This is a genomic window from Lewinella sp. W8, from assembly GCF_004375085.3.
Classification (GTDB): Bacteria; Bacteroidota; Bacteroidia; order Chitinophagales; family Saprospiraceae; genus Neolewinella.
Window position 1 is genome coordinate 99,272 of record NZ_SNAQ03000009.1, and the last position, 25,462, is coordinate 124,733.

Sequence of the window (25,462 nt, forward strand, 5' to 3'; positions counted from 1 at the left end):
CGTCCTTTCCCAAAAGGCGACCGGAAGATGCGGTCATTGCGCCAGACCCGGAAATTTTGGGCTTTGGGGATCGTGCATCCCAAATTTGAAGCGGGCGTGGCTTCCTTTCGGGCTTGCCCGGCTGGCGAGACGGGGAAAGGCAACACCAGGGTGGTGGTGCGGCGGGGATGCCCGATAAGTCTGCTTTTTCCCGTTTCTTTGCACCTGCGGCCCCTCGCCCCGAAAAAATGAAGGTCCGGAAGAAAAAAGGCCGGGCGGGAAAGCGCTCCTTTTGGCCCCTTCAGCTCGAAAACCACGCCATGCGTCAACTACTTGAAACGGAACAAAAAGCCCTTGAAATCAACCTGGAACCCTCGATTTACGGCACCTTCGCCGAAATTGGGGCCGGTCAGGAAGTGGCGCGTCATTTCTTTCAGGTAGGCGCAGCGGCGGGCACCATCGCCAAGACGATGAGTGCCTACGATAAAGTGTATTCCGATCAAATCTACGGTGCCGAACCTTCGGGGCGGTACGTGACCGAAAACCGGATTCACCGGATGCTGGACCACGAATACGGGCTGATGGTGGACCGGCTCAGTCACGACCGGCCCGACACCAATTTCTTCGTTTTTGCCGATACCGTGGCGGCCATCAACTACTCCCGCACCATCCGGGGGAACGGATGGCTCGGACTGCGGTTCCAACTAAACCCCGGCAAGGGCAGCAATGACTTGCTGCTGCACGTGCGGATGCTCGACAACGACAACCAGCTACAACAACAGGCCATCGGTATTCTGGGGGTTAACATGATTTACGCCGCCTACCGCTACCACGACACCCCCGAGGATATGGTGATCAGCCTCCTTGATGGCCTCAAGGGGCGGGTAGCCGTGGACATGATTGTGCTGGAGGGGCCGGATTTCACGGTTGACAACCGCCTGCTGAGCCTCTGGCTGGTAAAGCACGGGCTCACCGACATCACCATGTTTGATCCGCGGGGCAGGAGCATTCATCCCAGTGAATTCCTTTATCGCAAATCGGTGATGGTGGTGCGGGGGAGCTTCCGTCCGGCGACCCTGGTAAACGAGGATATGCTGCGCACGGCCTACAAGCAATTCCGGGACAGTAACCAACTCGACCCCGCCAAGTCGTTCCTGCTCACGGAATTGACGCTGGACAATCTGCAGGAGAGTGCCAAACTCAACGAAAGGGATTTCCTGCACCGGGCCACCCTGCTGAATGCCCTGGGGCAAACGGTCATCATCAGCAACTATAAGCGGTATGGCGACCTGATCGAATACCTGAGCCTGTACAAGGTCGCTCCGGTGGGGATCGTGGTGGGGGTCAACGAGCTGCTGGAGCTGATCAGTCGGAAATACTACCACAATCAGGACGGACGGCTGCTGGAGGCCTTCGGGGAAATTTTCACCAGAAACGTGAAGATTTACGTTTACCCCGCCCAACAGGAAGGCAGCGAAGACCTGATGACGGCGCAGAATGTCCCCATTCCCGAAGGCGTCAAGTTCCTCTACAAGCACCTGCTCGACAGTGGTCAGATCATTGACATTGAGGACTTCAAGGCCGAAAACCTGCACATTTACTCCCGCCAGGTGCTGGAAATGATTCAGGGGGGAGAAGACGGTTGGGAAAAAATGGTGCCGGAACAAGTGGCCCGACTGGTGAAAAAGGAATGCCTGTTTGGTTATCCCAGCGAAAAAATCGCCTTTGACTACTGAGGACTTGCCCGTAGTAGGGTGATAAAAATCCACTGTCCTGATCGGGGCTAAACCGTGGTCGGAAGCCTGTTTCGCGAAGGCGTAGCCGAGTGAAATGGCGTCCGAACACCATTAGACGCAATAGGTCAAGCGCGAAATTTTCATCACCTAAACCCGCAAAGTGTTGCGGGCATCGGTTAATCATCAAGTAGTATTTTCCGACGGAGGAACATCGACCATCCCGAATCCCGCCCCATTTGCCCCGGCGAGTAGCCTTCCGGGCCGCCGAAATTCAAGGATTGCACGGCAACATCCTGGATTTTTTTTAAAATCACGGGTTCAAGCTGCAGGGCACCTGGCAATTGATCATTTGCCGCCACAATGGGGACCAGTGCATCAGTCCAGGGGACAAAACCACTTCTTTTATCCTTGAGTGGTGATAAATTAATCCCGGAGGTTTGAAATAGAATCGCAAATATGGGCGGGCTCCACTGGCCGCAACATTAAAAACAAAGGCAAAAAAATCAATTCATTTAATCAACATAAATTACTGACAACCAATTATTTAATTCCTAATGACTTATCAAGATACGCATACTACACCCTAACAAACTTCATTTTTTCGCCTCAAAGTCGTTTCTTAGTAGCCCTATATTTGAATCATCAAACAACCACAGGGGTTGATTTTTGATCGGCGGGACTCACCTTCCCGGTAAAAAATGGGTGAAAATTTATGTGTTGTTCATAGCATTTTATCGCCGTGCCATGGCCGATGTTTACTCTGAGGGATATTGATAAACACCTTTCCGGCCATGGCACTTTTTTCTCTTCTTACATCATCTTCCTTCCGGTAAAGGCAGTAGCGTTTATCGGATTCCTTGCGTCTCCTCCCCGCGGACGGCGCCTTTCCTCCGTTTCCCGGGAAGGATCCGAGGCAGTAGCACAAAAAAAGGCCGGCTCCAAAGGGGAACCGACCGGTCTAAGTGTACGTTAGTCAATAATATCTTTATACCGCGATGGAGCGATCTCCAATCAGCGCCTTAAGCTTTTTGCGGGCCAGGAAAATCCGGCTCTTTACCGTACCGATGGGGATATTCAGGTACCCGGCAATTTCTTTGTATTCATATCCGCGGTAAAACATCAGGAAGGGCACGCTGTACAGCTCATTAATCTGCCGAAGCTTGCTTTCCAGCTCCTCCATGTGCATGTTCATTTCTCCACCGTTGGCGATGGCGGCTTTATCTTCAACGGCAAAGAGGAAGGTTTCTACCGGTTCGTTAACGTGGCGGCGGTTTTTCAGCTTACGGTAGCGGTTAATGTAGGTATTCCGCATAATGGTAGACGACCAGCTTTTGAAGTTGGTACCTACTTCGTATTTATTACGATGCTTGTAGGCCCGCAGAATGGTTTCCTGCATCAGATCCTGAGCGTCTTCGTAATTCCGGGTGAGTCGAAGAGCAAACGAAAACAGGATGTTTTCCAGGCGGTCCATTTCAGAGAGAAACTGCTTGTTCGTCATAACTTAGCGTAAAAGTGGATGTAGTAAAATTTGGTCGCAACTGCGAGACGGCCTCCATTATTCAAGAACCGTGCCAAAAAGATAAACGCTTGTAAATCAGCAAAATAAAAACTCAACGATCCCAAAACCCCTTACGAAATATCGCCAACGGATGAAATACAGTAAGGAGAATCCAGCCGCTGATTGAAATTTATCAATGGGCGAAAAAAAATATCTATTTCGAATAAACACGGAGGGCAACAATGCTTTCTACCTTAAGCGTGCGGGAAGGTGCTTTGCCGCCAGGGAAAGTCCTGGGATTTGTACCGATCACCTTCAGGAGGACGTATTTCCAAAACCGAAAACGAAGACCACCGTCAGTGTGCTTCGGCAACTCCAGCAGTTTTCGATCCGTTAACTAAACAGTACATTCAACTTGGTACCCATTTTCCCGATGAGCAAGCAGAAATTACAGCAAATAGGTGATGACCAAATCGGCGCCCTTCTCTCCCGTAGTGGAGTTACGGTGGTGCTGATGTCTTCCCCCTGGGATGGCAATGGGGTCATCATGCGAACCATTGTGGAAAATATTGCGGCCCGATTCAAGATGGTGAATTTTGCTACTGCGGACTACGAGTCTTCCCCCAGATTAGCCAAACTATTTAACTTACTGTCCCCTCCCGGATTACTTTTCGTGAAAGATGGAGAATTGATCCATCGCATTACCAAGCCTACCAGTGCCGGCAAGATCAGTGAACTGATCCACGCCGCCGCTCAGTGATAAATTTCTCATCCCGTGTCCAACGAAATTTTCAAAGTCTTCATTCTGGAAGATATGCCGGCTGACCTGGCACTCACCAAACGCCAGGTAAAGCTTTTTAACCCATCCGTGTTATTTTCCGTGGCCAGGAACCGTACGGAATTTGAAGAAAAGCTCATTGATTTCCAGCCCGACATTGTGCTCTCTGATTACAACCTGCCCGACATGAACGGGCTGGAGGCATTACTCTACGTCCGGGAGCACCTGGACGGTACGCCCTTTGTATTCATCACCGGAATTCTTAACGATGAAGAGCGGGTAGCCGAAACCATTTTGCAGGGGGCCTCGGGCTATTTGCTGAAGGAGAACATCAAAAAATTACCGGAGCTGCTCGAACAGGTCATCACCCAGAATGCGAAAATCATGCGACAGCGGGAGGCGGACTGGGAACGTCGGCGTAACAACCAGCTGCAACTCCAGAAAAGCATTGCCCACCTCAGAAATCAGGACTTTGACCAGCGGGATCACATTGTTGCGGCCCTGCAGTCGGTTGCGGATAATTTGCAATAAGGAAGTAAGTATGAGTAGCGGGTAGTGAGTAGTGGGGAGCAGGTAGTGGGTAGCGGGAGCTAGGGGTATAACCGATTAGCGCTGATCCAGAGAGGATCTGGATCCCGGTTCGGACGTTTGACCGGCAGACCCAATTGTCCCCGTGCGACCAGCTCCATCGAGCATCTGAATGACCTGCTCGTTGTATTCCAGCATATGGTCAATGAAGATGAGGAAGTTTTCTACGTCGTGGTTGAGCCGGTCCTCCTGCGTTTTCTCGTTGATTTCCTTCTTGTACTGATAGAAAACCTTGAACCCATCGAGCATCTTGCGAATTCGCTCCGACTGCTCCTGGAATTCCTGAAGGTCCCGCAGGTTGACCATTCCGGTTTGTTGGCTATGTTCCGTATCCGTAATGGCGTTCCCCCCGAACTCGGCCACGCGTGCCCGCTCCTTCAAGTCTACCGATATGATGTCGGACAGGGACACCCCGAAATATTCGGCCATCGTATTGATCAGGGCGAGCCGGGGTTCAACGTTTTTGGTCTCGTAGGCCGCGATATTACTCCGCTTGATGTTGAGTATATCGGCAAACTGCTGTTGCGAGAGCTTTTTTCGCTTCCTTAGGTAGCGGAGATTACGGGAGAGATAGTTCACACCATTTGTATTCAGATGATCACAAAAGAACCTGGCACGAAAGTAGTACTTTCGAACGGAGCCAATTTGCACGGATTCTCAGCTTTGACAAAATTATGCACAAATTGTTCGTTCAAACACATGTTTTTTCTCCGTTTTTGAGTATGGGATAGAACAAAAGGGCCACAGAATTTGCTTTCTTATTGAACCATTTACCAAAAACCTTCAAATCGAAACCACCATGGATAATAATAATTCAGGAAAGGGATGGGCACTGGGCTTTGGCCTACTTGCCGGCATCGCCATCGGCTACTACCTTAACTCTAACGAAGGGCGCGCCGCCCGTAGAAAGGCCCGCGCTCAGTTTGACGAGTATGGCAACCAGATCAACGAATACGGACAAGAATTCTCTACCCGCGCCAATGAGTTCGTCAGCGACGCCAGACAGCGGGGTACCGAGATGATTGACCAGGTCAAGACCAGCGGACAACGGATTGCCGACGAGGCCAAGAGCAAGATAGATGCCAGCAAAGACTGGGCCAGTAACGTCGTTGACGACGTGGAAAGCAGCTTCAAGCGCGGAATGGAGAAAGCAAAATCCAACGTAAAGAACGCTGCGGACAAGACCTCCAAGGCCTAATATCAACCCTAACGGGCACAGCCATTTCCATGCACCACGTGTATTGGTACTGGCACAAAAATGGGAAAACGGCTACGGGGCACAGCACTTCGTAGCCGTCTTCCTTTTAACCCACATCAACTATGCAGGCAAAAGAAGAATTGCTGGAGCAACTGGGAGAAACTTACGGATACGTCAGTGCATTCGCCGAGAAGCGGCTCACCGTGCTGAAACTGAGTGCCGCCGAGAAATCAGCTTCCATCGTTTCCTCCCTCATTTTACTGTTCGTCATCATCATTATGGTCTCAGCAGTGAGCCTTTTTGCCTTACTCGCGCTGGCTTTCTTTTTCAGTGCCAAATTTGATAGCTACGTCCAGGGTTTCGGCCTGGTCAGCCTACTGCTGCTGGCCATTCTGGTACTCATCATCCTGCTGCGCAAAACCCTGATCGTAAATCCTGCGGTCAAATCCGTAATTGCCAGTTTCTTCCCGCCCGAAGAAACGCCCAACGCATCCGAACCTCATGAGTAGTCAGAAAGTCACCAACATCAAGAGCCTGCGGGAATTGCGGCTCGAAAAGGAGCGCCTGACCAGGGAAAGCGGACTCGCCAAACAAGCCTTTGGGAGAAGTCTGATCAAGAGTCAGAAGGTCACGAGCAGTTATCTGCTCAAAACCGTTGTTGCTCCCGTTGGAGCCGTCGGAGTAGCGATACTGGTGGCCAATCGTTTTTTCAAGTCAGATTCAGCTTCGGATACTCCGGCTAAAGAACCAAACTCCGTGGTCTCCGCTCCTAAGAATGCTGCTCCTACGCCCATCGGGCCTCTGGCCAATACTCCTCCGCCCCCTGCGCCGAAGCCATTAACTCCCCGGCAACGTCCCGAACCATCGCAAAAGAGAGGCTCTTCGAAGGAAGGAATTAACTGGTCAGCGCTGTTTAACGCCGGAAAATTCCTGGTGCCCCTGGTACAAATCGTCATCGGTATCGCCAATCAGGAAATCTCTAAAGGGGAGCAAAAAGGGGAATAAATACTGGCTATTTCCGGCGGGGAGTGAAGAATTTTACCACGCAGAGCAGGAATAAGGGCGCAGAATTGTGAATTATTTTCAACTTACCCTAACTTTCCAGGGCGCGTATTGTTACACACACATACTCCCCCCAACCATGCACCACCTCATCTTCTCAATTTCGGCCCTTCTTGGCACGGAAGTCGTCACGGCAAATTCAATGGATATCGGGAAGTTGGAGGACGTCATATGCAATAAGGACACCGGCAAAATTTCTTATCTGATCATCAGTGCGGGCAAACACCACGGAGATGATGATCGTATGTACGCCATTCATCACTCCTACTTCTACCTCAACGGTGACGACGAGCAGCTCATCTTCGACCAAAAGATTGGCAAGGAAAATCATGCCTTCTTTCTCGACCTCCCCGACCATTACGACGATGCGACCGTCCTCGATTACTCCTCCTTTGCCCGTAACGTGCTCCCCATGCTGAGCATTGCCGGTCACCGCAGCGACAACGAGTAAATAAACTAACCCGCGGGACTTGTTTTAAAGGAAGAAGTCCTTTAATTTCGCATTAGTTGTTTTGACAACATTTGCCCAACCATTACTTAGCCCGCCAACATGACAGCTTCCGCCACATCTCCCCAAAATTACAGTGCATACACCAAGCAGGACTACCGCGTATGGAGACTGCTGGCCGAACGACAAATGGCCGCGCTCAAGAAGGTGGCCTGTAAAGAATACCTTGAGTGCCTTGAGGCGCTGTATCCCGTTATTTCCCCTGATCATCCACCCAAATTCACTGCGTTAAACCGTAAACTGATGGCCGCTCACGGTTGGTCCATTGAGGTGGTACCGGGCTTTCTGCCGGTGGATGAGTTTTTTGAGCTCCTGTCCCGCAAGCGCTTTTGTTCCAGCACCTGGCTCCGTCGGGAAGACCAGCTGGATTATCTCGAGGAACCGGATATGTTCCACGACATCTTCGGGCACATCCCACTGTACATGAACGCCGACTACGCTGAGTTTGCGCAGCGCCTCGGCGAGCTAGGGGTGCGCTACCAGCACGACGAAGAGAAAATCAAGCAATTACAGCGCCTATACTGGTTTACCATTGAATTCGGCGTCATGAATACTCCGGAAGGTCGCAAGGTATACGGTGCCGGCATCTGTAGTAGCTACGGAGAGGTCAAGCACCTCAACCACCCCGACGTGGAGATCGTACCCTTCGTAATGGACGAGGTCCTCGCCCAGGAGTTTATCATCTCCGAAGTGCAGATGAAGTACTTCGCCATCGACAGCTTCCCGCAGCTCTTTGCCATGGTCGACGAGCTCGACCAGCGCTGGAGCGCCCAAGAATAGCTTTAACCAAATAAGCCTTTTACTACTTAATGTTTCCGTTCCGTTCAGGTCGCCTTTCGGCAACCGTGAACGGCGCGGGTTTTGGTCATTGCTCCTGATCACCACGCTGGCACCTGCCCTCCGGGCCCCTAAGCCAACGGGCAACTAAAAGAGTCTGCCCCGCAGCCCGAGCCGGAAACTTTCAAAGCGTAACCGGCTCCCCGGCAGCTCGTAATAGTCACGGTCCAGGCTATTCGTAACGCCGATTTCACTGGCCATAAAAACTTCGACTCCCTTACCCAATTCATAGCTGTAGGCAATGCCCAGGGAAAGGGAGAATCCCGGATTATCGGGCCGCTTATCGTCTGAGAAGAGGGGGTTCGAATTGTTGGCCCGCTGCTCCGGAAGCAGCACCCGCAGGGGCTCACTGAAGTCGCTGCCCAGGGGTTCCCCATCAAGGTTCAGGCTACGATAGGCCGAGGTGGACATCTCCCGCCCCCAGCGATAAAGGATAACGGAAGTCTGTAGTTTCACCCCCTTGATAAAGGAGCCCCCCCGAGCCCCCACCTCCAAAACCTGGGCGTTCCGCCCCTGCAGCACGTGGGTTACGCTCACGATCCGGTCGGGCACCCCGGCCGTGTCTACGACGGACGTCTTTGTGCCCGAAATGGCCAGTCCACGTTGCTGGTCGATGCCCAGTCCGATGACCACCTCCCCCGGTTCTTTGCCGAAGAAATTAACGGGAATTCCCAACGATAAACCGAGCCTTCCCCCGTAACCACTACCGGGGTTGATCGAAAGGCCGCCAGCATCGATGGTTCGCAGATTGTAGTTCACCCTTTGTCCCGCTCCCGTGGCGTAAACCGCCAATTTTTGGGCCTTCAGGGACAAGCAACTCAGGATCAGAAAAGCATAGAGGAGAACAGTCGTTTTCATGGTACTAGAGATTAAAGGTGAAGCCCAGGAAAAAATTCAGCGAGGGGGTAACGGAGGACATGGCCAGGATTCGGTCCGGTACTCCGGTAGGTTCGGGAATGGCAAAAACCGGCGAGGTATCGGCGGGAGTGGAACGATCACGCAGGACCAGGAACTCCTGATTGTCCAGTCTTTCCGTACCGCCCAGGGGAGCGATGGCCGAGAGGATGAAATTTCCGCCGAGCGCCATCCCGAAATCGGGGCTTAGCCAGTGGGTGTACTTTACCCCCAACCGTCCGCCAAGATGGAGCACCCCCCGATACCGTTCCACCAGTGCCCGCTCGGAAAAGGCATCCATGGAGGCCAATAATCCGGTGGGCAACTGACGGCGATACCAGTAGCGCCCGGGGCCAACGGAGGCACTCAGGGAAAGGTCCCCGGCGCCGATCCGCAGATTTCCCTGGAGCCCGACGAGTAACTCGTAGTGGGTGAGCTGTCCCCGGACGGGCAGGAAGTAGCTCGTCCCCCCAATGCCGTTAAAGCGCTCGTCGGAGAACCTCAGGCTTTGGGTAAGCAGGAAGGAAAATCCGGGGGCTCGTCGGGCCTCAAGCACCAGGTCATAGGCGTATCCTTCGGAAGCATCAATTCTGCCCAGGGGCATTCCATTGGTGCCGCCAAATTGCATGAAGTACCCCGTTTGGCCACTCAAACTCCAGTCGGTGGTTTTGACCTCTTTTTGGGCCGTCAGGGATACGGTGGTGCATAGCAGGGTTAACAGGACAAAGCAGGGGTATGGGAGCAGGAGTAAGCACCGCCGCTCCAGGTATTGATTTCTGGACATATACTGATTGTTTCTTGCGGTTAGTAACGGACCCTCACCCGGGGGTAAAGGCCATTATCTGCCTTGGGTTGTCGCTGAGGCTCTACCCGCAGTTTGGCGATTTGACGTTCGATTTTTCTCTTCCAGATCGCATCCGGGTCAAAATCCCGGGCAATTTGCGGCATCCACCGGGGGATTCTCCGCCGGGGCCGGGAGACCCGCTCCGGAGGAGTCGGTTCGGGCGGGCCATTCGCTGCACGTGGGACCGTCTCTCCCTCCGCTTCACCTCCTGCCTTTCGGTTCTCCGCCGGGCGTGTCTCACGTGGTGGTGGAGTTTTCCCGGCAGCGTCCTGCGGGCTGGTCCGTTGCGTTTCCGGAGGTGCATCCGGGGAGGGGCCGGAGGAGGCGGTGGCGCGAGCGCCGGATGCCGGGTTCATTCCCGAGCGCTGCCGGCTTCCGCCGGCGGACTGGCCGCGATCGTCCGATACGGCCTGCGGTGCCTGCTGGCGGCCGGAAGCTTCGTCAGAAAGCAGGAGAGTACCATCCTCCGCGTCCTCTGTGGCCCACCTATCGGCGGCCAGTTCCTCCCCGATGGTCGGTGTTGCTTCCCGCGGATACAGCCAGTAGGCCGTCGCCAGGGACACCGTAACCACAACGGGCAACAACCAGGGAAGAAAATTCCAGGTGGTCCCGCCAGCCGGTCCGGCCTGCGGTGGCGTCTCCGGCGGAGCGGCCGCGCCCCCCTCGAGCAGGGCGGACATGGACAGCCAGTCCTCCTCCGTGGCGGGGGCGGATTGGTGGTCGGTCATCGTATCCCGCCACTTCCTTTCCCATTCCGGGTGTTTATGGTCCTTCGGGCTCATGACCGTTGTTGATTGATTTCGTGAGTAGATAGGTAGGCATCCCGGAGCAGTTCGCGGGCTTTAGCCAGCCGCCACCGGCTGGCCACGGCGGTGATGTCCAGTTCGCGGGCGATTTCGGGATGGGAGTAGTCGTCAAAAACGTACAGGCTAAAGACCACCCGAAGGTAATCGGGCAGGGTCTCCAGTAGTTTCAGGATGTCTTCCGCCGCCAGGTTTTCCAGTCCCGTATTGGCCACACTGGTGGGGGCGGGATATGCTTCCGGGTGGAAGCGCCGGCGGGCTCGCCCTTCGTCCCGAATAAAGTTCAGCACCGTCCGCCGTACGATGGTGGCCATCCAGCCTTCCAATCGCTCCTGCTCCCGGTAGTCGGGCAGCGACTGAAAGATTTTCAGCATCGCCTGGTTGAGTACACTGACGGCTTCGGCGCGATCCCGCAGGTACCGCTGTACGAGGGGAAGCAAAAAGGGAAAACTTTTGCGGTAGAGCATCTCCTGCCCGCGGCGGTCCCCGCGACGGCAGGCCGCCAGCAGTTTGTTCCGTTCTCGGGCTGTGATGAATTGCATGATGGTTTTCCTTTCACCCCCATTAGCACCATGCGTCGCGGAAGTGTGAGCGCAGGGCACACTTTTTTTCCAAAAAAACCGGAAATCCATCCTTTATGCCGATAATCGGCGGGTTTCCGGCCGGAGATTTTCATAATTCAGACCAAGTCCCTACTTTTACCAACCAACCGATTGGTAAAATGCCAAAAACGAAAACCTCCCGCGAAGAAATTCTGCGCGCCACCTGGGCGGAGTTCCACCGCACGGGCTACGCCGACACTTCCCTCCAGCAGCTGGCGAACGCCGCCGGGCTGGGCAAGGCGGGACTACTCCACCACTTCGGCAGTAAGGAAGGCCTGATGCGGGCCGTGATCGAGTTCGTTGACAACTGGTACGGCGACAACGTCTTGGCCATGGTGGACGAACCGGGCACAGTGGAGGAACGTTTGGAGCGGTTTTTGCGGCGACACCTGCACTTTTGCCAGCTCAACGACGGCGGTGGCTGCTTTTTCGCCAACATGATCCTGGAGACCGGGGTGACCGGGCAGTTTGCCCCAACCCTGCAGAACTTCCACGCCGGCTGGGAGGCGGCCATGATCCGGCTGCTCTCCGAGCGGTTTCCCGCCGAGGAAGCCCGGGAGCGGACTTATCGTTTATTCGCCGATTACCAGGGCAGCGTCGTACTGTTCAAGCTTTACCGGGACCCCGTCCATCTGGAGCGCCTGGTTACCCGGAGCATCCGCGGCCTGCAACACCCCATTTAACCCCTACCCCATGAACGGCAAGCAACTCCTCTTCAAGGGCCTTGGCCACACCATCAATACGGTATCCTACCTCAGTCCGGACCGGGCGGGCCGAATCGCCTTCAAGATTTTTGCCACCCCACCGAAGCCCCGCATCCGCCCCAAGGAAGCGGCCTTCCTCGGGGCCGCCGATCGGCACGATCTGCTCTGGCGGCAGCACCGCATCCCAGTTTACAGCTGGGGAGAGAAACATCATCCCACCGTCTTTTGCAGCTACGGCTGGGGCTACAACGCCGGCCGCTGGCGCCACTTCGTGCCCGGTTTGCTGGAGGCCGGTTATCGTGTCGTCGCCTTTGATCCGCCGGGCCACGGGCTGGCCACGAAGGGTTCTTTGACCTACCCGGACCTGGTCGACCTGCAGCAGCACATCCTAGAAACCCTCGGGAAGATCGACCTGGTGCTGGCCCACTCCTTCGGGGGTGGTTGTCTGGTGGAGAGCCTGACGCGGATGCCGCGCGCCCTGCACCCGGAGCGGCTCTGTCTGATGGGCATCTTCTCGGAGGTGCGGTGGATCTTTGAGGTCTACGCCCAGGCCATGGGCCTGCGGCGGCCGGCCTTCCGCGGTATGGTTAATCACATCGAGGGCCTCACCGGGCGTTGCCTCGATGATTTTGACGTCGCACGCAACGCTCAGTCCCTAAGCCACCTACCCACCCTGCTCGTCCACGACCCCGAAGACCGCACGACGGCCTTCCGCAACGCCGAACGCAACCTGAGCCACTGGAGCGGCAGTGCCCTCTACGCGCCCCGCGGTGCGGGGCATCACCTGGGGACGGCGGAGGTCACCAACAAGGTGCTCCACTGGTTAATCGAGGCCCAGCTGCCCACTGGGGTGATCCAAAACTCCGGTAACCTGGACCCCATGCCCGCCATCGTGACCCGGGAAGACCTGATGGCCAGCGGTGGGGTGAGCGATTATTATCAGTAGTCCAAGCCGCCGAGACCTCGGAACAGCAGAGACATCTCCGAGGACCGGCTTAGCTTTCTCTTCTTCAACCAGCGCTCCTCCTATCCGTCGAGCGCAGCGAGCTGATCGGAGGTGTCGCGATGCCAAGTTCCCAGCGGAGCACCCAAAGGAACCGACGGACTGCGCCCGGCCGGCACGCTTCGAAGTCCGGCTAACTTCTTTCTTCCTTCTTCTTTCTTCCTTCTTCCTCAGCCTCAACCTTCTCCTCCCTCAAACAGCGCTCCTCCTATCCGTCGAGCGCAGCGAGCTGATCGGAGGTGTCGCAATGTGGTGAATTCTCTCCCTTCATTCTGTATTCTTCCTTCTTCTAGCTGGACGCAGGTATGCGTCGCTAGGCTACCCTCTACCATGGCACCCGTCCCGGCTGAGCCGAGTATTGCATGGCACCTGCGCTCCGTCGCAAAAAAGAACTCCCACCTGCTCGCGGTAATTATTCCATCTGGAGGAATAAGATTTCCACTACCCGTCGGACAAAGTGGGCAATCTCCCCTCAACTGTATTTTTTATCACCGCGTTACTAAGGAAAATCAAAACCCAAAAAACCATGCCATTACGATTAGGTGAAGTCGCTCCCGACTTCAACGCACAAACCACCGAAGGCAACATTAATTTTCACCAGTGGGCCGGCGACAAGTGGGTAATCCTGTACAGCCACCCCAGCGACTACACCCCCGTTTGCACCACCGAACTCGGGATGACGGCCAAGCTTAAAGAAGAGTTTGAACGCCGCAACGCTAAAGCCATCGCCCTGAGCGTGGACGACCTGGACAGCCATATGGGCTGGATCAAAGACATCGAGGAAACCCAGGAGGTGAAAATGAATTTCCCCATCATTGCCGATGAGGACAAAAAGGTCGCCATCGCCTACGACATGCTCCACCCCGAGGCCGATGCGAAGTTTACGGTTCGGTCCGTGTACATCATTGACCCTCAGAAAAAAATCCGTTTGACGCTGACTTATCCTCCCTCTACGGGTCGGAATTTCCACGAGATCCTCCGGGTGATCGACAGCCTCCAACTGACGGATAATTACTCCGTGGCTACCCCGGTAAACTGGGAAGACGGCGAAGACGTGGTGGTGTCTCCCTCCATCCCTACCGAAGACATTCCCGACCGGTTCCCGAAGGGGCACAAGGTTATCCGTCCCTACCTGCGGACCACACCTCAGCCCAACCGCAAGACTGACACCCTTTAAATTTCACCGGGCCGAATTGTCCGTATAGGACAATTCGGCCCTTCTTTTTGCCGTAACCAGCAGGAAATTTTGCCAAAACAACCTTTTCCGGTAAACACCAACCCGATTTTTTACTTTAGCAATAGGATTTGGCCTGACCTAAGCAATATTTTCGGGCCGCAAAACAAATAAGCCAAATGCAAAAACTACTTTTATTACTGGCCCTGCTGGTCAGTACTCCCGTCCTGTTTGCCCAGGCAGAGGAGGACCCCAAAGAGGAAAAAACCGAAGAAAAGAAGGAAAAAAAGGACCCTTACGAGGAGCTCATCAAGGACGCTGAGGTCCAGGAAGGGCTGTTTACCGTCATCAATAAGGACGGTAAGACCTACTTCGAAATTCCCGAAGACCTGCTGGAACGGGAAATCCTCATCGTCAGCCGCATCAGTGGATTCGTCAAGGGGCTCAACTTTGGTGGAGCCGGCACCAAGAGCCGTCCCCAGCAGGTGATCCGCTGGCAGAAGCACGGCAAGAAATTGCTGCTCCGTAGCGTCAGCTACAACAGCGTCGCCAGCGAAGAGGACCCCGTTTACGAATCGGTGAAGAACAACAACTTCGAGCCCATCATCGCCGCCTTCGACATCAAGGCCATGGGCGACGACAGCACCAGTGCGGTCGCCGACGTAACGAGCCTTTTCTCCACCGATATCCCCATGATCGGTGCCATGTACGACAGCCAACGTAAACGCTTCGGCGTCCGGGGGCTGGATAAGTCCCGGAGCATGGTCATGTACACCAAGGCCTTCCCCAAGAACGTCGAGGTGCGCCACGTACTGACCTACCAGGGAACCTCGCTCCCAGACAATCAACTGACCGGCACCCTGTCCGTGGAGATGAACCAGAGCTTCATCGTGCTGCCCGAAGACCCCATGCAGCCCCGCTACTACGACCCCCGGGTCAGCTACTTCAGCATCGCCCAGACCAACTACAGCCTGGACGCCCAGCGGGCAGAAACCCAGCGCTTCATCACCCGCTGGCGCCTGGAGCCCAAGGACATGGAGGCCTGGAAGCGCGGTGAACTGGTAGAAGTGAAGAAACCCATTATTTACTACATCGACCCCGCTACCCCCAAAGAATGGGCGCCCTACATCAAGCAGGGGGTGGACGACTGGCAGGTAGCTTTTGAGGCCATCGGCCTCAAGAACGCCATCATGGGCAAATACGCCCCCACCAAGGAAGAGGATCCCGACTGGAGCCCCGAGGACGTACGCTACTCCGTAATCCGCTACATCACCACGGACATCCAGAACGCCCAGGGCCCCCACGTTCACGACCCGCGCACGGGAGAAATTCTGGAGAGTGACATCATGTGGTACCACAACGTGATGAACCTGCTCCGCAATTGGTACCTCATTCAGACGGCCGCAGTCAACCCCGAGGCCCGGACCCCCAAGTTCAAGAAAGAGGTCATGGGCGAACTGATTCGCTTCGTAGCCGCCCACGAGGTGGGCCACACCATCGGTCTGCCCCACAACATGGGCAGTTCGGCGGCCTACACCGTGGAGCAACTCCGCAGCCCTGGATTCGTGCAGGAGAACGGTACGGCCCCCAGCATCATGGACTACGCCCGCTTCAACTACGTGGCGCAGCCCGAGGACAAAAACGCGGGGCTCCACCCCAAAATCGGTCCCTACGACATGCACTCCATCCGCTTCGGCTACCTCCCCATTCCCGAGGCCAGCTCTCCGGATGAGGAACGTCCCATCCTGAACGCCATGATCAAGGAGAAGGCCGACGATCCCGTTTACCGCTTCGGCCGTCAGCGCTTCCGGGGCCACGACCCCAGCGCCCAGACCGAAGACCTGAGCAACGACGCCGTGATGGCCTCCAATCTCGGCATCAAGAACCTCCAGCGCATTGTGCCGAACCTCACCCAGTGGATGGCCGAGGACGGCAAATACTTCGACAACCTGGAGGAGGTGTACGACAACGTGATCGGCCAGCTGCGCCGCTACACCGGACACGTAACCAATAACGTGGCCGGCGTCATTGAATGGCAGCGGACCGCCGACGAGAACAAGCCCGTGTACGAGACCGTCGACGCCGCCCGCCAGCGGGCCGCGGTCAACTTCCTCAACCGCCAGATCTTCACTACCCCCGAGTGGCTGATCGAAGAGGAGATTCTCAACCGCATCTCCCCCAGCGGCGTGGCCAGCAAAATCGAACGGCTGCAGAAGGGCGCCCTCGGCACCCTGATGACGACCGATCGCCTCAACCGTCTGGCCGAGCAGAAGGCCATGGACGCCAGCAACTACGGCCTCATGGACCTGATGAAGCAAACGCGGGAAGGCATCTTCACCGAGGCCAACACCAACTCCACTTACGGCCGGACGCTGCAGCTGGCCTACGTGGATGGCCTGACGGGAGTACTCAAAAACGATGACGCCAGCGCCGACGTGAAGGCCGCCGCCCGGGCGACCCTCCGCAACATCAGTCTGGACATGACCAAAAAGGCCCTCAACGACAGCGACTTCCTGAAGAACGCCTTCGGCGAGCAGGGCCTCGTCAGCGGGCACCAGAGTGAAATTGCCCAGCGCATCAACGTAGCCCTCCGGGGAATGGACGCCATGATGAAAGGGAAATAATCCTTCCCCAGCGTCTTTAGTGCGGGCCAGGAACATGCTTCCTGGCCCGCATTTTTTTTGCCCATGTCGCCCGTATTGCTCCTCCATCCCGATGACCACCTGGTCGTTGCCCTCCGTGATCTGCGGGCGGGCCAGGAGGTGTCTTTGCCGGACGGAACGGCGATCACTATCCGGGAGGATATCCCGGCCAAGCACAAGTTTTCCCGGACGGATTTGGGCGACGGCGCGCAGGTGCGGATGTACGACACCGTAGTGGGCCGGGTACGTGGAATCCTGGGCGCGGGCGGCCGGGTCACCACGGACAACCTCCGGCACGCCACCGACGATTACCAGCTCGACCATCACGTCGCTCCCACTGGACGCCCCCGGACGTCAGCCACCTCCGCGATCGGCGGTGGTTGGGCTACGCCCGGCCGGATGGCCGGGCCGGCACGGCTAACTACTGGCTCATCGTCCCCCTCGTATTCTGCGAAAACCAGAACGTCGCCACCCTCCAGCGGGCGCTCTCCGAGCAACTGGGCTTCGCGGCGGGAAAAGCGTCGGAACTGGACCTCTCGGCCATGATTCTGGCGTACCGGGAGGGCGCCAGCGCGGAGGCGCTGCGGGAAGTGCCGGTGCGCTACCGGGTGACCGAACGGGCGCGCTCTCCCCTCTTCCCCAACGTCGACGGCATCAAGTACCTGCTGCACGAAGGGGGCTGCGGCAACAGCAAGAGCGACGTGGAGGCCCTGCTGCGCCTGCTGGCCGGGTACATCACCCACCCCAACGTGGCCGGGGCCACGGTGATCGGATTGGGCTGCCAGTTTGCCCAGGCGGGGATGCTGCGGGCGGCCGTGCAGCGCAGCGCCCCCGGCTACAATCGCCCGTTGTACATCCTCGAACAACAGCAATACGGCACCGAAGAGCAGCTGCTTACCGAGGCCGCGAGGGTCACCTTCATTGGCCTTACCGAAGCCAACCGGATCACCCGCAGCCCCCAGCCGCTCCATAACCTGAGTCTGGGCCTGGAATGCGGCGGCTCCGACGGCTTCTCGGGCATTTCGGCCAACCCCACCCTGGGACGGGTTTCTGACCTGCTGGTGGCGGCGGGCGGGCGCGCCCTCCTCGCCGAGTTCCCCGAACTCAACGGCGTGGAGCAGGAGCTGGTGAACCGATGCCGCACGGCCGAAAGTGCCCAAAAATTTGTGTCCCTCATGCGGGCCTACGCCGCCAGTGCCGTGCGGGCGGGCTCCACCTTCGCCGACAATCCCAGCCCCGGCAACATCCGCGAGGGACTGATCACCGACGCGATGAAGAGCGCCGGCGCCGCCCGCAAGGGCGGCAGCAGTCCGATCGTCGACGTGCTGGACTACGGTGAAGTCGCCACCCGGGCCGGCCTCCACCTGCTCAACACTCCCGGCAACGACGTGGAGTCCACCACCGCCCTGGCCGGGGCGGGCGCCAACCTGATCGTGTTCACCACGGGCCTGGGCACGCCCACGGGCAACCCGGTCGCGCCCGTCGTTAAAATTGCCTCCAACTCGGCCCTCGCCGAGCGCATGCCCGACATCATCGACTTCGACTGCGGGGCCATCATCCGCGGCAAAACCACCATCGACGCCCTGGCCGAGCAGCTCCTCAACTACCTCCTCGAGGTAGCCAGCGGCCGGGTGACGCCCGCCGCCGTGCGGCGGGGGCAGGATGACTTTATTCCGTGGCGGCGGGGGGTGTCGTTGTGAGGCGGGGAAAGAGGCTTCAGGCCTTAGGATACAGGATTAAGCAGACAGGTCAAACCTTGGCGAACATTCGGAAAAGGCTTGCTCCGCAGGCCGGTCGTGGGGAAAGCCCAATGGTGCCCGTCGCTATGCGGCGGGAAAAGAGGCTTCAGGTTTTAGGATACAGGATTAAGCAGAAAGGGCAAGCCGTGGCGAACATTCGGAAAAGGCTTGCTCCGTAGGCCGGTCGCGGGGAAAGTCCAATGGTGCCCGTCGCTATTTGGCGGGAGCAGGATGGCTTTATTCCGCGGGAGAGGGAAGTCTTGATGGGAATGCATCACCTCCCGCCATAAACCTTCGCCGGATAAATCCGGCGCTACTGAATCATCTGGTGTTCTGCCTAACCGTTTTAAGAAGAGAACCGGGCTCACCAAACCACCCGGTCGCCCAACTTCACGTTGTGCCGTTGACAGAAGCCGGCGTTGACCTCCAGGACGTACTTCGCGGGGGCTCCACTGGGGATGGGATCGGTACTCTTCGGGGTCGTATCGGGGGCGATGGAGACGATCTCCTTGTCGGAATCGATGTAGATAATGTCGAGGGAAATCAGGGTATTGAGCATCCAGAAGCTCTGGGGCTCTTCGGCTTCCATGAGGAAGAGCATGCCACGGTCCGCCTGCATTTGGGGGCGGTACATCAGTCCCTGGACGATATCCTCGCGGTTATCGGCGATTTCGATGTCGATGTTGACCAGGGCGTTGCCGGTGGTCCCATCACTGATGGTGAGTTCGCCTTCCTTGGTGAAGGTGGGCCCGCCGCTGGCGGGCTGACGGGGAATGGACATAAGGATAAAACCGATGAGGGCCAGGCCCAGTAAGCCGACGATGGTCCATTTGGCCCAGCCGGAACGCTTCTTGGGTTGGTAATTGTCGGTAATGCTGCGGCGCTTCGGCGATTTGGGTTTACGGGCCATGGAGTCTGGTAGTTGGGGAACTTTGGGGCGGAATTGTCGTATCGCGTCGCCCGAATCGGCCCAAAGATAAGACTTCGGACAACCACCCTCGCTTTTGGGCGTTTGTAAAGGGCACCAGCGATGCTGCGGCGCCAACGGCGCCCGACCTGGCATCGCCACGGCATTCAGAAAGTATCCCCGACGAAAATGGCCGCAAACGGCGCTCCAATTCTGCTCCCCTCCACGACTTCCGCCGCCGCTACGCGGCGGGCCGAAGCCCTGATCCCCACCCCCTTCGGAGAATTCCGCATGATCGCCTATTCCGCCGACCCCGAAGCCTACGCCCCCCACCTGGCCCTGGTGCACCCGGACATGGACCCCTCCGCGGAGGTGATCACCCGCATCCACTCGGAATGCATCACGGGGGACCTATTCGGGTCGAAGCGCTGCGACTGCGGGGAACAACTCAACCGCTCCATGCGCATTGCCGCCGCCGGGGCGGGCATTGTGATTTACCTCCGACAGGAAGGCCGGGGCATCGGCATCATCAACAAGCTCAAGGCCTACCAACTTCAGGACCAGGGCTTGGACACCATCCAGGCCAACGTTCACCTCGGCCTGGACATTGACGGACGGGATTACGCCGTCGCCCAGGGGATTCTACAGGACCTTGGCGTCAGTAAAATTCAGCTACTCACCAACAATCCCGAGAAGGTGGAAGCCTTCGGGGAAGGGCCGGTCGAAGTAGTACGACGCCTACCCATCGTCGTGGACCCCAGCAAAGAAAATCGGGGGTACCTCCACACGAAGGAAACCAGCATGGGCCACTGGCTCAACCTCTTCCACTAGCGCCCGATCAAGTGGCCGCCGGCAAGCCAAGGTAAGCCCAGGTTAACCCCAGCAGGATTACTCCGGCCAGCAGACTCAGCACCCAGTACCACTGCTCCCGGCGACGCTCCGCGCGATACTTCTCCAGCAGTTGTCTGACGACCAGTTTACTGGCCACGGGGTGAGGCTTGCCATTTTCCCGACTGCTCTCCCGGGAAGCCGAACGCTCAAACAGGTTATTTCTCCCCTTCCGTAAGGAGGCGTTGGCTTTGACGCTGTTGATCATGTGTGAGCTGAATCCGGCCATGGCTTTGGTGTTTGGTGTACCATTCAATATCGGTTACCACCATTTTCTTACCCAATTTACCGGGCCAATCCCGGTTCCGCATCGACGAACACCGCCCGCACGAAAAACCCCGGCCCACGTGGTTACGCGGCCGGGGGAAACCCTACAATCAGGGTTTGAACTATGTGCATCCTCCCTGGAATAAACCAATTGTTCTCGTTAATAGGGCCAGGGCGTTCGTCAACTCAATCTTTGGTCAACCATTACTAGTATTTTATCCACTTTACGGTTTGCGATCCGCTGGGAGCGTCGGTCCGCAGCAGGTAGAAGCCGGGGGGCAGGTCACGAACATCGAGGGGCTGGCCTTCGGCCAGCGTGGCGGCCCGCAGTGGACGTCCGTGCTGGTCCAGCACCGTGACCGGGCCGCCGGCGAAGCCATCCAGATAAAGCTCGTCCACCGCCGGGTTGGGATAGGGCCGGATGGCCACGCCCTCACTACGGTCAACCGTCACCAGCCGCACTTCGCTGAAGCTTTCCGTACCGTCGAAATCTACCTGGCGCAGGCGGTAGTAGTTCAGGCCCGCCAGTGGAGCTTCGTCCAGAAACGTATAGGATTGCTCCTCGCTGGTCGTGCCGGCACCTGCGACCTCGCCCAAGGCCACGAAGGAATCCCCGTCGCCGCTCCGCTCAATCGAAAAGTGGCTGTTCCCGGATTCGGAAGCCGTTTGCCAGTCGAGCAGCACCCGTTTTTTGGGCGCCAGCCGGGCGGTGAACGCCAAAAATTCGACGGGCAGTGAAAGGTCCGTGCGGAAGAGGTAGAAGGTGGAGAATCCCCCCGTGAAAAATTCGTAGAAGCGGTCCGTTTGTTGGCACCCCCGAAAGCCGACCTCGGTCAGCGCCATGGCCTCGGCGTTCTGGGCCGAATAGCCCGATCCACAGTCATCGTCGGTGGTCTTGATGATGGAATAGGTGTTGGGGTCGCCGCCGAGGGCCGCCAGTTCTTCTTCCAGGTAAAAGAGCCGCACGTAAACGGGTTCCCGATTGGGTTGCACCTCGTTACCATCTTCGTCAAAGAAGGTAATCGATATCCGTTTACTCAGGTGCTCCAGCGCACCACTTCCTTCCGTGGGGGAGCCGGTACGGTAAACGCTGGTCACCGCCTCAAATAGATTCGTGTTATTGCCGATGATGAGCTCGGCGATCAGTTGTCCCTGGGGGGTTCTGATTTCATTGACGGCCTGTCCGACCGCCAGTTCCGTGGTCGTACTCACGCAGTTGTTGCGCTCTCCCCGGAAAATGCCGTCCAGCACGTTGAGCGTCACCGTGGCCGTACAGCTGGCCTGATTCCGGGACTCATCCTCCACCGTCAACGTCACCACGGTGGCACCGGCGTCGTCGCAATCAAGGCTCGTCACGTCCAGGAACCCACCGGCGATCGAACCGCAACCGTCGGAGCTACCGTCGTCAAACATCCCGGCATTCAGGCTAAGGGTTTCGTCCTCCAGAATGGTAAAGGTCCGGTTACGGCAGCGGGCCACCGGCGGCGCGAAATCGCCCTGACTGCAGATAACTTTGACGGTGAACACCACCGTTTCCGTCACCAGATTTCCGCCCTCATCTTCGGCGGTGTAGGTGGCCGTCACGTCGTAGGTGCCGGGGTCCGCGGGGGCCGTATGAATGGCCCGGGCAGTGATCGACTGGCCGGGTTGTAGCACAAAGGAGGTAGTCGTTACTTCTCCGAAAAGGTCCGTCGTCCAGGCGTGATTCGTCAGAGGGCCAAGGCCGGTATTACTGACGGGGTACTCGACGTAAATATTTTCTCCGGCTCCCGTCGTGATCTGATCACCGCCGCCCGTTCCAGTGCCGCAGGTAGCCAGGCTGGTTGGGTCCGTGCAAATGTCCGAGGCCAGGTAAGTTTCCACGTCGAGCGTGGAGGACGGCTCCACCACGATTACGGTATACCCAAAGGTTACCGTCAGCACGTTTCCGCCCTCATCCTCGGACGTCCAGGTGGCCGTAATGTTGTAGGTGCCGGGGGCATCCGGGGCTTTTTCCAGTGTCTGCCCGATGATGGTAGTTCCCGGATCCAGGTTAAAACTCGTGTTGGCCACTACGCCGTAGCGGCTGTCCGTCCAGGCGTGGTTGGTCAGAAAACCCGGCCCCGTATTGGTAACGGGGTACCGGATCAGCAGGGAGTCGCCCGCCGCTACGGTGATCGTCGAGGGACCATCGCTGGCACCGCAGGTCGCGATGCTGGTGGGGTCCGCACACACGTCTCGCGCCCGGTAGAGCTCCACCGACAGCGTACCGCTGGGACCCTCCACAATGATGGTGTAGATGAAGGTTTCCGTCAGCACGTTTCCGCCCTCATCCTCGGACGTCCAGGTGGCCGTAATGTTGTAGGTGCCGGGGGCATCCGGGGCTTTTTCCAGTGTCTGCCCGATGATGGTCGACCCCGGATCCAGGTTAAAACTCGTGTTGGCCACTACGCCGTAGCGGCTGTCCGTCCAGACGTGGTTGGTCAGAAAACCCGGCCCCGTATTGGTAACGGGGTACCGGATCAGCAGGGAGTCGCCCGCCGCTACGGTGATCGTCGAGGGACCATCGCTGGCACCGCAGGTACCAAGATCGGTGGGGTCCGCACACACGTCCCGCGCCCGGTAGAGCTCCACGGACAGCGTACCACTGGGCCCCTCCACGATGATGCTGTAAAGGAAGGTTTCCGTCAGCACGTTGCCGCCCTCGTCTTCGGCCGTCCAGGTGGCCGAGAGGAGGTAGGTCCCGGGGACATCCGGGGCTTTTTCCAGTGTCTGCCCGATGATGGTCGACCCCGGATCCAGGTTAAAACTCGTGTTGGCCACTACGCCGTAACGGCTGTCCGTCCAGACGTGGTTGGTTAGAAAACCCGGCCCCGTATTGGTAACGGGGTACCGGATCAGCAGGGAGTCGCCCGCCGCTACGGTGATGGTCGCGGGGCCATCGCTGGCACCGCAGGTGCCAAGATCGGTGGGGTCCGCGCACACGTCCCGTGCCCGGTAGAGCTCCACGGACAAGGTACCGCTAGGTCCCTGCACGATGACGGTGTAGTTTGCCCGTCGGGTAAGCGCATTACCCGCCGGGTCTTCGGCCGTCCAGGTCAATTGATAGTTGTACGTTCCCGGTGTGAAGGGTGCGCGTTGCAGGCTCTGGGCGATAATCGTTTGCCCGGGCTCCAAATCGAAGGCAGTGCTGGCGATTGGCCCGAAGACATTGTCCGTCCAGACGTGGTTCGTCAGCGTATTCAGGCCCGTATTCGTGGTGGGAAAGCGAAGCAGAAGGCTATCGCCGGCGGCCACCGTAATGGTACTGGAGCCTCCACTGGCACCACAAGTACCGAGGTCCGTCGGATTGGCGCATACTTCCCGGGCACGGTAGAGCTCTGCCGAAACCGTCCCTCTGGGGGAGACGACATCAATTTTGTAGGTAGACTCCCGGCTCGCCTGATTCCCCCGGTCATCTTCCACCAGGGCCTCTACGGGAATTTCCAGGGTTTCGGGGTTGGTAAATCCGGGATATCTCCGGGTGATGGTGTAGGTTTCTCCCGGACCCACGAGGATATCCGAGAAAGCGACCACCTCACCAAACCGGTCGTCCCGAATGCCGAGCTTGGTGATTTTCACTCCCGCCGTATTGTTGATGACGCGGTAGGTGACCACGATGTCATCGTCCTGCCCGGGAAGGTAGGTGAGGAATTCCATTCCCTCGGGAACGGGGTCGCAGTCGTCGGGGTCGGGATTCATGCAGTAGCCTTCCGCCAAACCGACGTTGGTCGTCAGGGTGAGTTGGGCGCGAGCGCAGGTGCAAAGGAAAAGCAGAAGAGCAAGGGATAATAGAGGGCGCATAGTTCTAGAGGATTTCTCTAGGGACGGTAGCCCTGCCCGAATTCCACAACGGGCTCGAAAATACTTTTGGGGAGGCTTTCCGGGCTAACCCGACGGAAAAAATTCCCCTACCTTAGTCGAATGGCAAATTTGCTGGAACAGTTATACGTTCACCTGGACGCGGCCGACCTCTGGCACGATCGTTTTACCATCAAACGCGGGGAGCACCTCCACATGGAGGGTAAAACCGACACCAACATCTATTACGTGGAAGAAGGAACCCTGCGTTCCTACGTAGTGGTCAACGACGAAGAGCAGTGCATCCGCTTCGGGTACGCGGGGGACTTTATTGGGGCGATGGATTCTTACATCAACCATCGCCCCACCAATTTCAATACCCAGGCGTTGAAAAGGTGTACCGTTCGGGTGCTTCGCCAATCGGACTTCCAGGGCATGATGGTCTCCTCCCCCGCCCTGGCCGAATTGTGGCAGCGCATCATGAGCTGGATGATCGTAGGGCAACTGGAGCGGGAAATTGACCTGCTCACGAACTCTCCCGAAGAGCGCTACCTTCGGGTTTTAAACCGGGGCACTAGGGTGTTCCAGGAAATCCCCGCCAAGTACATCGCCAATTATCTGCGGATGACGCCGGAGACCCTGTCTCGGGTCCGGTCCCGACTGGGTTAGTCGGCGGCAACCGACGGTGTAAAACTTGCCTGGATTTTAGCGGGATTCCAGCTCCTCGATGACGGAGCGGTAAAAATCGTTGTCTGCGGACAGATCAAAATCGAAGCTGGGCAGGCTCAGGGCCGCCGAAGCTACGGGAACGGCAAGTACGGGAAGCAACAGTAGGAAATAGATCATTACGAAAGCGTTTAGGGTCAGTTAGAAATCCTGGATGGTACCAGTGTTGCCCTAGGGACGTTCCATTAACCAAAAATCCACATGGTGCCCAAAAAATCTGTCGCCAAAAAAGAAACCCGACGGAGGGGACGTCCGTCGGGTTTGCA

Annotated in this window: 26 protein-coding genes; 16 read left to right on the forward strand and 10 right to left on the reverse strand. The window is 57.3% G+C overall.

Features of this window, described 5'->3' with window-relative positions; all coding sequences use genetic code 11:
- Window positions 1-113 precede the first annotated feature (113 nt).
- The gene (locus tag E1J53_RS11740) at window positions 114-1,715 is read left to right on the forward strand and encodes a TonB-dependent receptor (protein WP_253931540.1); all 1,602 of its coding nucleotides are present in this window, start codon (window positions 114-116) and stop codon (window positions 1,713-1,715) included.
- A gap of 985 nt (window positions 1,716-2,700) precedes the next feature.
- Here E1J53_RS11740 and E1J53_RS11745 read toward each other — a convergent pair.
- Window positions 2,701-3,213, reverse strand: a complete 513-nt coding sequence (locus tag E1J53_RS11745) for an RNA polymerase sigma factor (protein ID WP_134273143.1) — start codon at window positions 3,211-3,213, stop codon at window positions 2,701-2,703.
- A 433-nt stretch (window positions 3,214-3,646) separates the two neighbouring features.
- Between E1J53_RS11745 and E1J53_RS11750 the strand changes: the two genes are divergently transcribed.
- Both E1J53_RS11750 and E1J53_RS11755 read left to right on the forward strand, forming a co-directional pair.
- Window positions 3,647-3,973, forward strand: a complete 327-nt coding sequence (locus E1J53_RS11750) for a thioredoxin family protein (RefSeq protein WP_134273144.1) — start codon at window positions 3,647-3,649, stop codon at window positions 3,971-3,973.
- A 15-nt stretch (window positions 3,974-3,988) separates the two neighbouring features.
- Window positions 3,989-4,522, forward strand: coding sequence for a response regulator (locus E1J53_RS11755; protein ID WP_134273145.1), 534 nt, complete (start codon window positions 3,989-3,991; stop codon window positions 4,520-4,522).
- A gap of 75 nt (window positions 4,523-4,597) precedes the next feature.
- Here E1J53_RS11755 and E1J53_RS11760 read toward each other — a convergent pair whose 3' ends face one another.
- Window positions 4,598-5,158, reverse strand: a complete 561-nt coding sequence (locus E1J53_RS11760) for a helix-turn-helix transcriptional regulator (protein WP_173021457.1) — start codon at window positions 5,156-5,158, stop codon at window positions 4,598-4,600.
- 220 nt (window positions 5,159-5,378) lie between these two features.
- Between E1J53_RS11760 and E1J53_RS11765 the strand changes: the two genes are divergently transcribed.
- The 5 genes from E1J53_RS11765 (at window position 5,379) to E1J53_RS11785 (ending at window position 8,127) form a co-directional block, all read left to right on the forward strand.
- Window positions 5,379-5,777 carry a hypothetical protein gene (locus E1J53_RS11765; protein ID WP_134273147.1) on the forward strand — a complete coding sequence of 133 codons (399 nt, stop codon included), beginning with the start codon at window positions 5,379-5,381 and terminating at the stop codon, window positions 5,775-5,777.
- A gap of 122 nt (window positions 5,778-5,899) precedes the next feature.
- Window positions 5,900-6,286 carry a hypothetical protein gene (locus E1J53_RS11770; RefSeq protein WP_134273148.1) on the forward strand — a complete coding sequence of 129 codons (387 nt, stop codon included), beginning with the start codon at window positions 5,900-5,902 and terminating at the stop codon, window positions 6,284-6,286.
- On the forward strand, window positions 6,279-6,782 hold the full coding sequence (locus E1J53_RS11775; protein WP_134273149.1) for a hypothetical protein: 504 nt from the start codon (window positions 6,279-6,281) through the stop codon (window positions 6,780-6,782). Before E1J53_RS11770 ends, E1J53_RS11775 begins: the two co-directional genes overlap by 8 nt.
- A 136-nt stretch (window positions 6,783-6,918) precedes the next feature.
- Window positions 6,919-7,290: a PRC-barrel domain-containing protein gene (locus E1J53_RS11780; RefSeq protein WP_134273150.1), complete on the forward strand. Its 372-nt coding sequence runs from the start codon at window positions 6,919-6,921 to the stop codon at window positions 7,288-7,290.
- A gap of 99 nt (window positions 7,291-7,389) precedes the next feature.
- A complete protein-coding gene (locus tag E1J53_RS11785; RefSeq protein WP_134273151.1) occupies window positions 7,390-8,127 on the forward strand; it encodes a phenylalanine 4-monooxygenase in 738 nt (245 codons plus the stop codon).
- A 144-nt stretch (window positions 8,128-8,271) separates the two neighbouring features.
- Here the strand turns inward: E1J53_RS11785 and E1J53_RS11790 are convergent, their stop codons facing one another.
- From E1J53_RS11790 to E1J53_RS11805, 4 genes are read right to left on the reverse strand one after another with little or no spacing between them, the layout of a single operon-like run.
- On the reverse strand, window positions 8,272-9,042 hold the full coding sequence (locus E1J53_RS11790; RefSeq protein ID WP_134273152.1) for a hypothetical protein: 771 nt from the start codon (window positions 9,040-9,042) through the stop codon (window positions 8,272-8,274).
- A 4-nt stretch (window positions 9,043-9,046) separates the two neighbouring features.
- The gene (locus E1J53_RS11795; RefSeq protein ID WP_134273153.1) at window positions 9,047-9,862 is read right to left on the reverse strand and encodes a hypothetical protein; all 816 of its coding nucleotides are present in this window, start codon (window positions 9,860-9,862) and stop codon (window positions 9,047-9,049) included.
- Window positions 9,863-9,882: 20 nt separating this feature from the next.
- Window positions 9,883-10,704, reverse strand: coding sequence for a hypothetical protein (locus E1J53_RS11800; RefSeq protein ID WP_134273154.1), 822 nt, complete (start codon window positions 10,702-10,704; stop codon window positions 9,883-9,885).
- Window positions 10,701-11,267: an RNA polymerase sigma factor gene (locus E1J53_RS11805; protein WP_173021458.1), complete on the reverse strand. Its 567-nt coding sequence runs from the start codon at window positions 11,265-11,267 to the stop codon at window positions 10,701-10,703. The genes E1J53_RS11800 and E1J53_RS11805 overlap by 4 nt, the downstream gene beginning before the upstream one ends.
- A 179-nt stretch (window positions 11,268-11,446) precedes the next feature.
- Between E1J53_RS11805 and E1J53_RS11810 the strand changes: the two genes are divergently transcribed.
- The 6 genes from E1J53_RS11810 (at window position 11,447) to E1J53_RS11830 (ending at window position 18,550) form a co-directional block, all read left to right on the forward strand.
- Window positions 11,447-12,010 (forward strand): TetR/AcrR family transcriptional regulator, encoded by a 564-nt coding sequence (locus tag E1J53_RS11810; RefSeq protein WP_173021459.1) that lies wholly within the window; start codon window positions 11,447-11,449, stop codon window positions 12,008-12,010.
- Window positions 12,011-12,020: 10 nt separating this feature from the next.
- Entirely contained in the window at window positions 12,021-12,977 is a 957-nt protein-coding gene (locus E1J53_RS11815; protein ID WP_134273157.1) for an alpha/beta hydrolase, read from the forward strand.
- A gap of 583 nt (window positions 12,978-13,560) precedes the next feature.
- Window positions 13,561-14,211 (forward strand): peroxiredoxin, encoded by a 651-nt coding sequence (locus E1J53_RS11820; RefSeq protein WP_134273158.1) that lies wholly within the window; start codon window positions 13,561-13,563, stop codon window positions 14,209-14,211.
- 176 nt (window positions 14,212-14,387) lie between these two features.
- Window positions 14,388-16,832 carry a zinc-dependent metalloprotease gene (locus E1J53_RS11825; RefSeq protein WP_134273159.1) on the forward strand — a complete coding sequence of 815 codons (2,445 nt, stop codon included), beginning with the start codon at window positions 14,388-14,390 and terminating at the stop codon, window positions 16,830-16,832.
- 63 nt (window positions 16,833-16,895) lie between these two features.
- Entirely contained in the window at window positions 16,896-17,396 is a 501-nt protein-coding gene (locus E1J53_RS24670; RefSeq protein ID WP_368671748.1) for a UxaA family hydrolase, read from the forward strand.
- A complete protein-coding gene (locus E1J53_RS11830; protein WP_368671751.1) occupies window positions 17,282-18,550 on the forward strand; it encodes a UxaA family hydrolase in 1,269 nt (422 codons plus the stop codon). Before E1J53_RS24670 ends, E1J53_RS11830 begins: the two co-directional genes overlap by 115 nt.
- A 403-nt stretch (window positions 18,551-18,953) precedes the next feature.
- Here E1J53_RS11830 and E1J53_RS11835 read toward each other — a convergent pair whose 3' ends face one another.
- Complete coding sequence (locus tag E1J53_RS11835; protein ID WP_173021460.1) at window positions 18,954-19,499, reverse strand: DUF192 domain-containing protein; 546 nt, start codon at window positions 19,497-19,499, stop codon at window positions 18,954-18,956.
- Between the two features lie 186 nt (window positions 19,500-19,685).
- Between E1J53_RS11835 and ribA the strand changes: the two genes are divergently transcribed.
- A complete protein-coding gene (gene ribA / locus E1J53_RS11840) occupies window positions 19,686-20,327 on the forward strand; it encodes a GTP cyclohydrolase II (protein WP_173021461.1) in 642 nt (213 codons plus the stop codon).
- Between the two features lie 7 nt (window positions 20,328-20,334).
- On the opposite strand, the gene E1J53_RS11845 is transcribed toward ribA, so the two are convergent.
- Together E1J53_RS11845 and E1J53_RS11850 are read right to left on the reverse strand one after the other, a co-directional pair.
- Window positions 20,335-20,613 carry a hypothetical protein gene (locus E1J53_RS11845; RefSeq protein WP_134273162.1) on the reverse strand — a complete coding sequence of 93 codons (279 nt, stop codon included), beginning with the start codon at window positions 20,611-20,613 and terminating at the stop codon, window positions 20,335-20,337.
- Window positions 20,614-20,858: 245 nt separating this feature from the next.
- On the reverse strand, window positions 20,859-24,473 hold the full coding sequence (locus E1J53_RS11850) for a T9SS type A sorting domain-containing protein (protein ID WP_134273163.1): 3,615 nt from the start codon (window positions 24,471-24,473) through the stop codon (window positions 20,859-20,861).
- A gap of 120 nt (window positions 24,474-24,593) precedes the next feature.
- Between E1J53_RS11850 and E1J53_RS11855 the strand changes: the two genes are divergently transcribed.
- The gene (locus tag E1J53_RS11855; RefSeq protein ID WP_134273164.1) at window positions 24,594-25,139 is read left to right on the forward strand and encodes a Crp/Fnr family transcriptional regulator; all 546 of its coding nucleotides are present in this window, start codon (window positions 24,594-24,596) and stop codon (window positions 25,137-25,139) included.
- Between the two features lie 36 nt (window positions 25,140-25,175).
- Here E1J53_RS11855 and E1J53_RS11860 read toward each other — a convergent pair whose 3' ends face one another.
- Window positions 25,176-25,316, reverse strand: a complete 141-nt coding sequence (locus E1J53_RS11860) for a hypothetical protein (protein ID WP_154640187.1) — start codon at window positions 25,314-25,316, stop codon at window positions 25,176-25,178.
- Window positions 25,317-25,462: the final 146 nt, after the last annotated feature.